Genomic DNA, 13231 nt, shown 5'->3' with positions numbered 1-13231 from the left:
TCTCCCTCTTCCTGCTGTTATTCTTCCGCAGTACAACCTTCTATATAGGTCATAACTAAATATTCCTCTCCATTCTCCTTCTGATAACTTATTACTTTAGGAGAAGGAATCACATCATTTACCCATTTTAGTCTTTCTGCTTCGTCCATTAAACTTCCAGAATCTTTAACGTTTTTTTCTTTCAACACATATTTTACAGAATTATCAAACTCTAAAATATGCAAAGATTGATAATGTCTTCCTTTTTCAATGATTGTAGTTTTAAGTAATTCTGACTGATTTACTAATTTACTTGGCATTGAGAATCGGTTATTCATCATTTTGTACTCCTCATTTGTGTATCTTGGCGTTATTTCCAATATCGTCTTATCACGGACTCTATAAATAATTCATATGTAGGGTATTCGCGAAACTTTTCAACTAACCTGCACGTTAGTTGAACAAAGGGCTACCTCTCGGCAGCCCTCTCATTATTGAACTATAGTTCCCCGTTAGCGTAACGTCATTTCTCCATCTACAACGGATTTTCACAACTCCACTCGCATACCAGTCTTCCGAAATTATCCAGATAATTAGCCAGATATTTTTCAAGATTTTTGATTCCTATAATATTAATTTCATGAATCGATTCGACAAGTTCGTCGTCTGTAACATCCCATTCATTTTCTAGATACGTTGTGGGTACCTCATATTTCCTTAAGTAAAACCTAGCCGATTCAGGTTCTAACTTATTTAAGTATTTCTGTTCATTAATAACCTGTACTTATACGAAAGCTCGATTCATTTCAGTGTTAGCTTCAAGTTCACAAGCAAGGCCAACCCCAGTCATTAAATTGTTAATTTGACGTGTATCGAAGACCTGCACCTTTCACTTCCTCCTTTTCCTAATTAACTCTTCAACGTGTGTCATGGGATATAATCCCAACTAATTTTAGATCATATTGGTAGTATTCTATCCGTTAACATAACAAGAAGCAGCTGGTCCTCAAGGCAGTCTACTTCTGCCTGTATTGAGCTATCGTTCTCAGTTAGATTAACTGCACCTACCGTAGCCGTCTCCATTCTTTAGGAACATTTAGCCATATGGCGGGTACAAAACATGGGCTAAACCGCTCATCTTCCTTAAACTGATTAGTGTAGACTAGAATAGATTCATTTATTGAGGTTATTTCAGTAGGTGATATATTGCCCTGTTCTAATTTTTCGTATATACCATCAGGTAAATCAGAACTTTCATAATCTACACCCATTTCACTAAACCAGCCCTCGAAATGAATGCTTTGGGGACCTCCCATTCCATGAGGACATCCATAAAGACTCCTATTCTCATCTGTACAATGGCACCACCATGTTACACCATTAATTGCTATCCCGACTTGTGTGAGTTCAAATACTAAATTTCGAATATATCTAGAGTCAGTTATTATGTCGATATAACGATGTCCGACAGGTTGTGCTTTATTTCTTTCAAGTATATCTTCAACTTGTTTCTGTTTGCCTTCTTGATTTAACCTTAAAGACCCCAGATAATTCATGTTTAGCACTTCCTGACTTATAGATTTTTATTTGTATTTATTCGATTACTCATTCAACTAGCCTGCCCGTTAGCTTAATCACTAATCTGATTCATTTACTTTAAAAGAAGTGATTCAATAAATACCTCTATGTCAAATGGTTCAGTCGTAGTTTCGTATCTACCATATATATGGCCGTTTCGATCGATTAAAAACTTTGAGAAATTCCACTTGATCCCGTCACCGGCATATATGTCCGGATACTTTTCCAGCAGAAAATCCTGCATCCATTGACCGCCTGATGTCTCAGTATCGAACCCTTGAAATGGTGCTTGCTGTGTTAAATATTGAAATAACGGATGAGCAGACGGTCCCCTAACCTCAACTTTCTCGAATAAAGGAAACTTAACTCCAAAGTTGCTCTCACAATATTCACGTACTTCCGAGTTACTCTCTGGCTCTTTCTCGTTAAATTGGTTACAAGGAAAACCTAGTATTTCAAACCCTTGCTCATGGTGTATTTCGTAAAGCCTTTGAAGATCAGGTAATTGGCGAGAATAGCTGCATCTACTAGCAGTGTTCAGAATAAGCAGAACTTTTCCACGATAAATTGACAATTCAACAGGCTCACCCTTAATTGACTTCGCTTGAAAATCATAAATAGACATCAGACCATTCCTCCGCAGTATTATTATAAATAACATAATATAGCTACAGGCTTTTATTGGTCTAATATATAAAAGAAATAATTTTTATAGAATGAACCTATAATCAAATATTACCTTAGTATATTGCCCGTTTAATTTACTAGAAAAGAGGAGCTACCATATAGGAAGCTCCTCTACTTATTTCCCCCCAACAAAATCCGTTTCTAAATTCATCATGAAAATAGTACATCCTCTCAGCTCTGGGGCTTATCCTAACTCGCTGGAGAACTTTTTTTATTACCTATAGCCAATTGAACGATAATCTGAAGCACGATGATTACAGCCAAACCATAGAATGCTTGGACGAAGCTGCCCGTTGCATCGTGGAGCCAGCCAATGGCTAGCGGCCCAAGCGCTCCGAGAATGTAGCCACCTGATTGGGTCATTGCGGACCAGCTACTGGCTTCCTGAGCATTGCTTGTTTCATCAATGGGCAACATCAGTGCAATCGGGAACAGTCCACCTGCTCCAATACCGAGTGGAATCGCCGCGAGCCAGGGGCTAACGGATATGTTCAGCATCAGGACACCCATCAACTCTAATAACGCACACCCGACAAGCCAGAATACACGTCTTTGGTAACGGTGTACAAGCATGGGAATGAACAACGTAGAGGGCAGAGATATCAATGTAAATAAGGTTTGGATGTTGCCGGCCGTCTCTTGACTATACCCCTGGCTTTGGATTGCTGGCGCAAGCCAAGCGGTCAACGAGTAGAAGATCGCTGCCATCAGCCCGAAGAATAATGTCAGCATCCAGGCACGCTTGTTGTTCACTGGAAGTGGTGCATTAAGTACACTCGAGATTTTACCGGATTGTCGATCTATGCGCGCAGACCAGGCTAATCTCAACCAGATCGGCAATGCAATGGCTGCGAGAAATGCCCATACAGCCAACGAGCCCCTCCACGAACCACCCAGCGTATGCTGAAGCGGAACCGATAATCCCACACTAATGCTGGCCCCCATCACCATCGCTGTAGAGTAGATGCCCACCATAGCTGCCACTCGGTCAGGGAAGTACTGCTTAATGAAGCTGGATAATAGCGGCCCTGCCAATGCAATTCCTACACCGGACAGAAAAGAAGTGAACATCATCAATGGAGTTGTACCAACAAACCATCGTAATCCAGTACCTAACCCAATGAGGATTAAAGCCAGAACAATTGCGCCCTCATTCCCCCACTTTCTGCTTAATCTTACGGAGAACGGAGCAAATATGCCCATGCATAATACCGGAAGTGTGGTTAACAGACTGGCGGTAATCCCGCTTATACCCAGATCATTCTGTACGGTGCTCATTAGAGGTGAAATGGATGTAATAGGTGGTCGTAAATTCAGTGAAGCCAGGATAAGCGCTAGGACGATATAAAAAAGTTTCATTATGAATCACCTCATGGTAGTAGTATCGTTACATTCACCCATCATCCTATTTTTTAACGACAGATCGTTGGGTGGTGCACGATTAAGTATAGAATCTTTAGAATGATTGAACAATACTATAGTTTCTATTAAAATGATTACTAAAACCAATGATTAGAGGTAATACATATGGAGATTCGTCAGATGGAAAACTTCATTGCTGTTTGTGAGGAGCTTCATTTTACACGAGCAGCTGAGAAGCTCGGTATATCTCAACCTACGTTGAGCCAACAAATACGCGCGCTCGAGGATGAACTCGGTGTTCCCTTATTTGACCGAGTCGGCAAAAAGATTGTGATGACCCAGGCAGGAAATCTGTTTCTGGAGCACTGTGTACAGATGATTCGGCATTTACAGAATACCCAGGATGCGTTAGCTGAACTCCGCAATGATCAACGAGGTCGCTTAGTAATTGGTGTTCTTCCTTCCGATCTGGACTATCGGCTCACTCCATTGCTCGTGAATTTTCATGCACGATTCCCCAAGGTACAACTGAAGGTTATCTCTTCGATCTATGTCTTGAATCAAGTGCTCGATAATGAAGTAGACATCGGTATCGAGATCACGTCTGCTCCTGATGATCGGCTTGTACGCATTCCTTTGTGCAGTGAAGAATATGTACTCGTCGTTTCCGAGAATCATGATTGGGCTGAACGAAGCACGATCGGAATCCAAGAACTGCGAAATATCCAAACTGTGATGTTCCCCGAAGGATTTACAGGCAGAGAACTGGTTGATGGCTATTGCCGTAAATATGGATTCAGTTTAAATACGATCATGGAGACCAGTTCGGCTACTTCCATTATTAGCTTGGTTAAAGCCAACGTCGGAGGAACATTGCTGCCTTATCGTTTGATCCAAGCGATGAATGAACCAACTCTACGCTGCATCCGAATTACAGACGATCCGCCATACCGTCACTTTGAGATCATTCATAGGTCCGACCGTTTTCTGACAAAATCGGCCAAGGCATTTATTGAGAAAACTATCGAGTATTTCAATTAAGAGTGAGTTGCGATATAGAGAAGAGAAGTTACTAAGGAAACCGCATAATGCATGACAGAAATGTCATTGCGGATTCTTTTGTAAGATTCGCTTCTGCTGCCAGAACTAGAGTATAGTAGGAGTTGTTAAAAATATATTCAGGAGGCTATAGCCATGCCACAGGAGATCTGGATTAACCTGCCGGTCAAAGATGTTGAGAGGTCAACTGCCTTTTTCAATGAGATTGGATTCCATGCAGTGAGCGTTGGTAACGAGAGAGCCAAGCTTGACATAGGCCAAACAACGATTCTGCTGTTCCCGGATGCAGCGTTTGAGAAATTCACAGGTTCTAAAACCGCAGATACTTCCCATAGCGCAGAAGTAATATTCTCCATTGGCGCTGAAAGCAGAGAAGAAGTAGATGCCTTTATTCAAAAAGTAGAGTCTGCCGGAGGAAACATCTTTGGCAAGCCGAGTGAAACTGACGGCTGGATGTACGGCGCAGGATTTGCCGACCTGGACGGTCACCGCTGGAACCTGCTGTACATGGATGAGAGCAAAATGCCTAAAAGCTAATATGAAAACGCCGGTCACCTGCTTAAGGTGACTGGCGTTTTTTTCACACCCACTATAATCTCATATCTGTAATTCAAATCACCTGGGTTAGCCTATCGTTTCTTTGACCAATAAAGAAGCATATCCTTTTTTTCTTAAATATAAAGGGGTAGCAATTGAACCAATCCCTTTTACAATTTGGTCATCAGAAAGATTTAGATCATATACGATGAGGGAGCTTAATAGTTGCTTTGTATCTGTTGCTTCAAGAACGTACCACTTTCCCTTTTTATACTTTTTGGAAGCCTGGCACATAGTTATATATGCTTCATATGGCAGATTATCTCCCCAAACATCATAGCCCATCTTATAAATTTCGATCATTTCCTCTTTTGTTGCTTCCCTAATTTTTTTCAAAGTACCTTTCCTTTTGTTTATGCGGTTATAGATTCTTTTCGACAATAAGCTTATCATGATCTCTATTCTTCTGAAGCAAAACTGCTCCCAAAATATCTGGGCTAACGTTCGCCGTTCGTTGAACAAACTACTCCCAGTAAGGAGTACCACTAAAGAGAAATTCTTCTTTATTTACATATCGCTTAAATTCCCGACTTGCTAATTTACTAATGTGACTGGGTAACCACTCATTAGATTCAGGCAGCCCAAGCCAAAAATTCATTGTTTCGAGTTGGGCTGCTACAAAGAAACCTTCCAAACGTTGAACATAGTTATGAGGCAGGTCGAATTGTTTTGCGTATGATTCTAGCAACTGGTTTCTGAATGCTGGGTGGATATAAGAAAGTGTCCAACCTAAATCGAATAAATAATATCCGAACCCACAAGCTCCAAAATCAATAGCTCTAGCTTCTTGTTCATGAAACACAAAATTACTTGGAATCAAATCTGCGTGAATTATCCCCAAATTGCCTGGTGTTCTTTCTATGTCGTTCATCATTAAAATTGCACACTCTCCGGCCAATTGCAGAATTTCCACATCATTTTTATCGAGCTCACCAGCGTTAGCAAGCTGTTTTAGCTTTTCTAATGATTGTGAAATTCTAAAATTATCAAATGACGGTCGAGTAAATGATGACGGAATTTTCCAAAAAGATGATTGTTTATGAAGCTTTCCAATCAATTCGCCTACACACTCGGCATCATTGACTGTTGGAACAAATTGTTTTTGTTCACCATCTACCCATTTTAACAATGTACAGTTTATGTCAGCTATCTTAGTAACATATTCACCAATGTTATTTTTTATAGGTGATGGCAACACCAGATTTGTATCATTTGTTAATGATTCCAGCCAAATCATTTCTGAATGGATGACTTTTTCCTCAGACCAAATACTTTCCATCGAATCATTTTTTGATAGATGTATTCGCAAACTATAACAGTTACTTTCCTTATCTGTCACTTTATAGATGGTGCTTGCATTTTGTCCAATATGAGCTATTGATTGATAAGTAATTGGATAACAAGTTAATGCTTCTATAGCAATATTCTGAGTATTTAGCACGGACGGTATCTTCTCCCCTTGAAACAACCGAATAAGGACATCGTACCATAATATTTTCCAATAGTTTGAGAGAGAACACTTATATTTATATTTTATCCATCACTTAGTTTATTAAGATAACCTGCTCATCTATATGTATTATTCAACTATCGTGTCCCGTTAGCTCAACGGAACTTCGATATTATTGTTATTATCTGATTTAGGATGAAGTCGATTTTCTATTACAAAAAAATGATTGAAAATACCTACTACTCGTACTTTATTATCTGCCTCTCCAAAAATTTTTGTTTCTGCTGTCATAAAAATAATCTGATGTGTGAGACTTGATGATTTCAAGTCATTAATAGTATGAAAGCAATTTGAGCTTTCAGAACTGTCACATTTAAGACCGTGAACCTTATGGAGGTAATTATCATAATCTTGACTACTTGGTTTTGTATAAGCCATCACAAATAATAATATGGAAACTATTAGGAAAGCATATTTCTTCTTGATAAAAGCACCTCATCTCTTATGGATAATCGTACAATATAATACCGCATTTAACTGCCTAATAGTTCAACAAGGCAACATCACGCTCTACTGCCCGTTAGTTGAACAAATAAAAAACGGCTGCCGAAGCAACCGCTATTCCACTAACGTTCCCCGTTAGTTCAATAAATCTTAACCTCAATCCACGTGGCTCAACTTACCCGTTAGTTCAATAGAATTAACAGTTTCAGTCCGATGATATCCTCTTGTCTATGATTCAAGCCACCACTTTCAATCCTATGATAAAATACTTATAAATCCCACTATAGCCAAACGGCCAAAGCGGATATAATCTTACTCTAAATTACTGGAGGTAGCGCTCCGTACTCGGCCCACTGCTCTTTTGTCGGGCCGTAAAGATCCGGCACACGAAGGCCTGCCTGACGCATCAGGACTGTCATCTGACCACGATGATGAATCTCATGCTTTACGAGAATATCCAGCATTAAGCCGTTTGGCCATTGATCACCATACATATCGCTCATGATAAGCAGATTCTCATCTTTCCAACTGGACTGTATAGCATCAAGGAGCGCTTGTGAGGTCCTCTTATAGACTGACGCGATGTCTGCTGCCGAAGCTGGCACCGGCATATCTTCGCTCGGTCCTTCGAAAGACAGTCCCGTCCGAGATGGCATTTCGTGCAACGTCTGTACAAGGTGCCATGCAACACGTCCAAGCGTTCTATGATCGCTTGTTATCTGTTGGCCAAGAGACTCGTCGGTCAGGATCTCCAGTGTCCGCATTGTTGCTTCCGTTTCATTCTGCCAAGTTGCGGCAAAATCTTTAATGTGTTTATACATATCCAACATCTCCTTTTTGTAATGGAATCAAGTTTATTATACCGAACACTAGTTCGTAAGTAAATATTTACATTTACTTAAACTACCCCCGTTAACCAAACGAAGCTGCCGAAAATCATTGCGCTAATCCCGAAATGTAATTAACTACGTATGGTTAATACTTTTGATCATTTTGTTTACGCTAGCCTGCCCGTTAGCTTAATGAAAAGAGCAGGATACCGAAGCACCTGCTCATCAATGTGTATTGTTCAATTGTCGTTTCCCGTTACATTAAAACCTAAATCGAACTGAATGCAAACATAATTTCAGATTCGCATACCAATTCATTATTTACCGTGGCGACTCCCTTTCCTTTGACGATTTGTCCCTTGATTCGAATTACATCAAATACAAGATGGAGTTGGTCTCCTGGTTTTACTTGTCGTTTGAAACGACAATTATCAATACCAGTCAGTAAGCCTATTTTATGATTGTTGCTTTCAACGTTAGACATAGCGACTCCACCGACCTGTGCCAGTGCTTCTACAATTAAGACTCCAGGCATTACGGGATAGTCAGGGAAATGACCGAGAAAATAAGGTTCATTAATGGTTACATTTTTAATCCCAACAGCTCTCTTCCCCTCATTAATCTCCAATATTCTATCGACCAAGAGAAATGGATTCCGATGAGGAATAATCTCTTTAATTCTTTCAATATCAATCATGGATTTGCCTCCCTAATCGGTTTATTACCATTTTATCGCCTTTGGGTTAAACTGGCCCGAAAAAAACTCAACATAACTCTTATTAAACTATCCTATCCGTTAGCGTAATAACTGCTCGAAATCAATAACCAAAGGGTATATACTCTCCATTGAAATGATAACGGTAGCCGTTATCTATTCGGACATATCCGAGTATACAATGATCTCTACCCCTGAATGAGACACTAGAGTAGTTTTTATTGTCTTTATTACCTTCAGCAATCAAAATTCCATTGTCTTCACAAGCTAAAACAATTCCGATATGATCGTGAGAATTATCGGAGAGAAGCTTATCGAAAATAACAATATCACCACGTGCCGGATTAAATTCTTCTTGTTTAGCGTCATAGAAAAATCTAGTTTCGGGCAGCTGAGCCCATTCCAACCACGCACCAACCCCAGCTAGACGATACATTCGGTTAGGATATCGAATTGGAAGAAGTATTCCAACCTGCATACAGCAGTAGTATACAAATGCAGCACACCAGTTACCTTCTAGTACTTTATAGATATCAGAGTCCGGCCAATACTTGCAAATTTCCCGATAACGTTCATCTTCCGGTACCCCGATTATGTTTTTCTCTGCGAGCTTTTCCGCAAAATCAGCCAGCATAAGTCGTCTGTCTTTAGTTTCTCTATTTAATGCCTCCACATCTACGTTAAATTCTGTATTTACATTTTCCTCCGGAATCCCTAATTCAATAAATACATTTTGTAGTCTATGTATATCCGTCTTAAGCAAATGATTTCCTGTATTTTGAAAGTACCTCTGCAATAAAATAGCGTCTTTAATAACTTCCTCATCTGGTCCATGAACCCGATTTCTATCTTCTTGATAAAAGATTGATCTAAGAATTACTGAGATCTCTTCGTCGGTAAAGATTTGAGTGCTACGTATTATAGGTCTTACCGCGTCTGCGCTATTGTGACCAGGAAAGGTATTTATTCCAGTTTTATAGAAATAAAAATCGTGTAGCATCCCCGCGATCGCAGCTATTTCCGAATCTTGTCCTCTTCTCATAGCGAGTATCGAAGCGAAGGTAGACACTCCTGAAAGATAAGCCCAAGCTTCCTGATTCTTGAAGCTGCTCTGCATTTCACAAACAAGGGATCGAACAATTTCAAGACGCTTAGATTTCTTCTCACATATCATAATTCATTCCCCAATCCCCGAACTAACACAAGCTTATGTCCGTAGCCTCTCTGTACTCATAAAACTAACGTTTCCCATTAGTTCAAGTAAGTTTTTTTAAAATGTTTGTATAGATCCATGTGAGTCTTGCTGTACTAGTTAATCCGTATCCGTGCAATCCAGTACAGACTTTTGACATCTATGACTCCGTTACCAACTCCTTTACTTTAGATGCAAAAGTCTCCCAGCTGTATCATATCCTACATTAAACGTCCACCCGTTAGATCTAAGCTTTTCACCTAAATAGATGTAATCGGCGCGTTGCTTATCATTTAGGTTTACATCTAAAATCTCGTCACCAACCTTGAACTCGTTCATGTAATCGTACATTTTCATAAGGATATCTTCCTTATCCTTATCTCTTTCCATTCCACTGTGTAAGATAATTGAATCGATGGCATCATCTAGTTTCTGTGTAACAAGAGTTTCATTATTCCAATTATGATCTTGTTGATACTGTATAGTTGCTTCAAGTTGAGCTAAATCTCGGTGAATGTTAGCATTCAATAATTCATATTTCAATTCTTGATTTCTGCTATCCTTTTTCTGATTCATAAAAAAGACAACATTACCGTTAGCTCAACGAGTCATTTGAGGTTATATCTCGCTAGGTGGTCTGCTCAATCGAGTGTCCGGTTTATAATATTTTGTTACCCAATGGTTTAATGACTTTGCTTTGAAACCAAGACTCTTATACAATTTTATTGCAGGATTGCCTTTCACAACCCCGAGTGTCACGTTTTTCCCACCTCTTCGCACAATTTCATTTACAAGAAATGAAATAAAAGCTCTTCCGTATCCTCGTGATTGAAGATCTAGATGAACGGACATATGACTCAGTTCAACCCCGTCAATAATTCCGACTGCTGCTATTTCACTATCAATAAGCATCACGAATCTATTGCTTCTATCTTCGGCGAATCTCATCCGCTCCGTTTCGTTAGGAGGATAATAGTAAGACGGAAGAATCCCCACGCGTTCATGCATTTCGTAAAAAGCTATTTCTCAAATGTTATGACATATTACATAATCATCATCTTCGTATTGCCTTACAGTAATATTAGTTTCAGGAAAAAGTACACCTTCACGCTCCATGATAAAGGATGAGTAACTTATGTAATACCCATGCGCATTTTGTTACTCTGTTGAAATTTTCAGTTGTTCCATCTGCATTCACCTAATACGTACTTTATAATAATCAGACCATAATTTCACAAAAATAGATTTCTCTATACTACCCGATTAGTTGAACAAATAAAACGGCTGCCGAAGCAACCGCTATTCCACTATCGTTCTCCGTTAGCTTAGTTTCTAAAATACAAATTCTGTCTCGTTGTTTTCCTTATCAAGATATATAACCCTACAGGAATCTTTCCAACTATCCCAATTTAATACGCTATCAACATCCACACGGAATAATTCATTATATGGTACATTCATAGGATTAGAAAAATCATAAAAAACAAGTTCATAGGGGCATGCCCAATAGCATCCATCAATCACTATTAGTTTTTTTTGTTGAAAATATATTATTTCCCCCCAGCAAAATCCATGCCCTTTATAAGCCTCTTCGGGAACATAATGATTGGTTTCTTTATTTGATAAATTAACAATTGAATACCCCTGATAATCTAACCCACACAACAGATATTCTGTGCCATCTACCTCCAACCAACTAAATAAGAATGGGTCATAATTTCTATATATTATGTCGATGATTTTATGCTCACTATCCATAACAATCCCTTTTGTGTAATTATGTCTGTAAAAACCTTCAACATGGTTATAGTGATGGATTTCAAGTTTGAACTTTCCTGAAGGTGAATGAATAATTTCAGTTTTCTCAGAGATGTAAAATTCATCTTGAAAATAGTACATCATCTCAGCTCTTTCACTGAGAAACTGTGAGTCCTCAACAATATTCCTCAAATTCTATCACCTCGCTTTAGTATTACAAATTGTACCATATTTTCAGACAGGCTATTACGCTATCTTGCCGTCTAGTTGAATAAAGGCGGACTTTAAGGGGGAATCTGCTTAGGATCACCAAAAATCCCCTCGACCTGAGGGGATTTTTCCTATTGCAATGCATTACGTCTCTCCTAACATTTCCTACAAACGCTAATGATAGATGAAGATGACGGAGAGAACGGCGTTTTATCCCAGTTAGCATATTGATGTTCGACGCGAAAGCCGTGACGGGTTAATAAAGATTGCAGTGTAGCCTGATCTGTAAACCGACAAGCAATTCGGGAAGTCGTTCGTTTATCCCCCCAATCACGCATCGTGACCCAATGCATGATATGTTGGCTAGCATCGTAATATTGTGTACCTGATACCTTGACGTTTTTCCCATCCTTATCAATAAATGATCCCCATTTTGTCTCCTCTTGATCGGATAAATCCGTTCCCATCGGATTACGGGTCTCGAATGCAAAGATTCCATGGGGTTGTAAATGTTTGTGAACGGTAGTAAGCAAATCGTTTTGATCTTGATCACTTAAGAATGCCTGAAATGCATTGCCAGTCAAATAGATCATCGAAAATCGCTTGTCCGATTCGAAGGTACGGGCATCGCCTTCCATAAAAGTAACAGTCAACCCTTCCGCCTTCAGCCGCGCATATGCGAGCATCGCCGAAGAGATATCTACGCCGGTCATCGTTATACCGGCTTTTGACAGTGGTATCGTTGTTAAGCCTGTACCACAAGCAAGTTCTAACACTTCGCCAGGACTCGATCTTGCAAGCTCAAGATAGAACTGATATTTGTCCATTTCACCGTCAAATTCAAGATCATAATTTAGCGGATCCAGATATTCTTCAAGATTGCTATGTTCAATCAACGCTATCCCCTCTTTCATTTCAATGTTACATTAGAGAAAAAATAATTTTCATTAGGAAAAACATGTACTTATATAGACTCAAAAAGGATAATCAAAATAAAAGCCCTCTCGATAACCCTCGTACTTAACAGTATTATTTTACTATTTATTCGATAAACCGTTTGGTAATTCATAGTTATAATCAATTTTTATCGAACCTTACATAACTACTTTTTAAGTCGATAATCACTACTTTATCCTGACCGCAATAGAATAATTAGAGGCCGACCCAACAAAATGGTCATCTTTTTTTCATATTCGGTATAGCATCTTTCTTTATTCGATACAGGTGATCGAGTAAACGATATCTCGTTCCCATCTTCAAGCCGAAACTGGTTCGCAGACACCGTGTCGGAACAATAACCGGGCCAGATG

15 protein-coding genes are annotated in these 13231 nt (G+C 39.3%); 2 read left to right on the top strand and 13 right to left on the bottom strand.

From position 1 onward, the window contains the following. Positions 1-17: 17 nt before the first annotated feature. From ACQKMP_RS14050 to ACQKMP_RS14035, 4 genes are all read right to left on the bottom strand, one after another. Positions 18-320, bottom strand: coding sequence for a hypothetical protein (locus tag ACQKMP_RS14050; protein ID WP_156113137.1), 303 nt, complete (start codon positions 318-320; stop codon positions 18-20). Between the two features lie 723 nt (positions 321-1043). Beyond that, positions 1044-1535 carry a hypothetical protein gene (locus ACQKMP_RS14045; RefSeq protein ID WP_042189202.1) on the bottom strand — a complete coding sequence of 164 codons (492 nt, stop codon included), beginning with the start codon at positions 1533-1535 and terminating at the stop codon, positions 1044-1046. 95 nt (positions 1536-1630) lie between these two features. Next, on the bottom strand, positions 1631-2182 hold the full coding sequence (locus ACQKMP_RS14040) for a glutathione peroxidase (RefSeq protein WP_042189203.1): 552 nt from the start codon (positions 2180-2182) through the stop codon (positions 1631-1633). 251 nt (positions 2183-2433) lie between these two features. Then, positions 2434-3603: a CynX/NimT family MFS transporter gene (locus tag ACQKMP_RS14035; RefSeq protein ID WP_042189205.1), complete on the bottom strand. Its 1170-nt coding sequence runs from the start codon at positions 3601-3603 to the stop codon at positions 2434-2436. Positions 3604-3786: 183 nt separating this feature from the next. Here ACQKMP_RS14035 and ACQKMP_RS14030 point away from each other — a divergent pair, with 183 nt between their 5' ends. Both ACQKMP_RS14030 and ACQKMP_RS14025 read left to right on the top strand, forming a co-directional pair. After that, entirely contained in the window at positions 3787-4647 is an 861-nt protein-coding gene (locus ACQKMP_RS14030) for a LysR family transcriptional regulator (RefSeq protein WP_231573292.1), read from the top strand. Between the two features lie 153 nt (positions 4648-4800). Then, positions 4801-5202 carry a VOC family protein gene (locus ACQKMP_RS14025; protein WP_042189208.1) on the top strand — a complete coding sequence of 134 codons (402 nt, stop codon included), beginning with the start codon at positions 4801-4803 and terminating at the stop codon, positions 5200-5202. A gap of 87 nt (positions 5203-5289) precedes the next feature. On the opposite strand, the gene ACQKMP_RS14020 is transcribed toward ACQKMP_RS14025, so the two are convergent. From ACQKMP_RS14020 to ACQKMP_RS13980, 9 genes are all read right to left on the bottom strand, one after another. Next, positions 5290-5598 (bottom strand): hypothetical protein, encoded by a 309-nt coding sequence (locus tag ACQKMP_RS14020; RefSeq protein ID WP_156113138.1) that lies wholly within the window; start codon positions 5596-5598, stop codon positions 5290-5292. 127 nt (positions 5599-5725) lie between these two features. Beyond that, a complete protein-coding gene (locus tag ACQKMP_RS14015; protein ID WP_427469575.1) occupies positions 5726-6703 on the bottom strand; it encodes a phosphotransferase enzyme family protein in 978 nt (325 codons plus the stop codon). Positions 6704-7533: 830 nt separating this feature from the next. Beyond that, positions 7534-8037: a DinB family protein gene (locus ACQKMP_RS14010; RefSeq protein WP_379423862.1), complete on the bottom strand. Its 504-nt coding sequence runs from the start codon at positions 8035-8037 to the stop codon at positions 7534-7536. 277 nt (positions 8038-8314) lie between these two features. Continuing rightward, entirely contained in the window at positions 8315-8743 is a 429-nt protein-coding gene (gene fabZ / locus ACQKMP_RS14005; protein ID WP_042189219.1) for a 3-hydroxyacyl-ACP dehydratase FabZ, read from the bottom strand. A 121-nt stretch (positions 8744-8864) separates the two neighbouring features. Continuing rightward, positions 8865-9935 carry a CHAP domain-containing protein gene (locus ACQKMP_RS14000; RefSeq protein ID WP_339241953.1) on the bottom strand — a complete coding sequence of 357 codons (1071 nt, stop codon included), beginning with the start codon at positions 9933-9935 and terminating at the stop codon, positions 8865-8867. 201 nt (positions 9936-10136) lie between these two features. Continuing rightward, entirely contained in the window at positions 10137-10529 is a 393-nt protein-coding gene (locus ACQKMP_RS13995) for a hypothetical protein (protein WP_042189224.1), read from the bottom strand. Positions 10530-10571: 42 nt separating this feature from the next. After that, positions 10572-10901, bottom strand: coding sequence for a GNAT family N-acetyltransferase (locus tag ACQKMP_RS13990; RefSeq protein WP_042189227.1), 330 nt, complete (start codon positions 10899-10901; stop codon positions 10572-10574). Between the two features lie 384 nt (positions 10902-11285). Next, complete coding sequence (locus ACQKMP_RS13985) at positions 11286-11903, bottom strand: hypothetical protein (protein WP_052404334.1); 618 nt, start codon at positions 11901-11903, stop codon at positions 11286-11288. A 173-nt stretch (positions 11904-12076) separates the two neighbouring features. Continuing rightward, the gene (locus ACQKMP_RS13980; protein WP_197071219.1) at positions 12077-12817 is read right to left on the bottom strand and encodes a class I SAM-dependent DNA methyltransferase; all 741 of its coding nucleotides are present in this window, start codon (positions 12815-12817) and stop codon (positions 12077-12079) included. Positions 12818-13231: the final 414 nt, after the last annotated feature.

This window comes from Paenibacillus sp. NPDC101420, from assembly GCF_050277435.1.
Lineage (GTDB): Bacteria > Bacillota > Bacilli > Paenibacillales > Paenibacillaceae > Paenibacillus_AQ.
Note: the sequence above shows the minus strand (reverse complement) of the source record. Positions and strands in the feature narration are given on the sequence as shown.

Coding starts and splice junctions, on each gene's coding strand:
- ACQKMP_RS14030 (WP_231573292.1), top strand. CDS start 3,787: ATGGAAAACTTCATTGCTGTTTGTGAGGAGCTTCATTTTACACGAGCA.
- ACQKMP_RS14050 (WP_156113137.1), bottom strand. CDS start 320: ATGATGAATAACCGATTCTCAATGCCAAGTAAATTAGTAAATCAGTCA.
- fabZ (WP_042189219.1), bottom strand. CDS start 8,743: ATGATTGATATTGAAAGAATTAAAGAGATTATTCCTCATCGGAATCCA.
- ACQKMP_RS14025 (WP_042189208.1), top strand. CDS start 4,801: ATGCCACAGGAGATCTGGATTAACCTGCCGGTCAAAGATGTTGAGAGG.
- ACQKMP_RS14000 (WP_339241953.1), bottom strand. CDS start 9,935: ATGATATGTGAGAAGAAATCTAAGCGTCTTGAAATTGTTCGATCCCTT.
- ACQKMP_RS13995 (WP_042189224.1), bottom strand. CDS start 10,529: ATGAATCAGAAAAAGGATAGCAGAAATCAAGAATTGAAATATGAATTA.
- ACQKMP_RS13990 (WP_042189227.1), bottom strand. CDS start 10,901: ATGAGATTCGCCGAAGATAGAAGCAATAGATTCGTGATGCTTATTGAT.
- ACQKMP_RS14045 (WP_042189202.1), bottom strand. CDS start 1,535: ATGAATTATCTGGGGTCTTTAAGGTTAAATCAAGAAGGCAAACAGAAA.
- ACQKMP_RS14035 (WP_042189205.1), bottom strand. CDS start 3,603: ATGAAACTTTTTTATATCGTCCTAGCGCTTATCCTGGCTTCACTGAAT.
- ACQKMP_RS14010 (WP_379423862.1), bottom strand. CDS start 8,037: ATGTATAAACACATTAAAGATTTTGCCGCAACTTGGCAGAATGAAACG.
- ACQKMP_RS14040 (WP_042189203.1), bottom strand. CDS start 2,182: ATGTCTATTTATGATTTTCAAGCGAAGTCAATTAAGGGTGAGCCTGTT.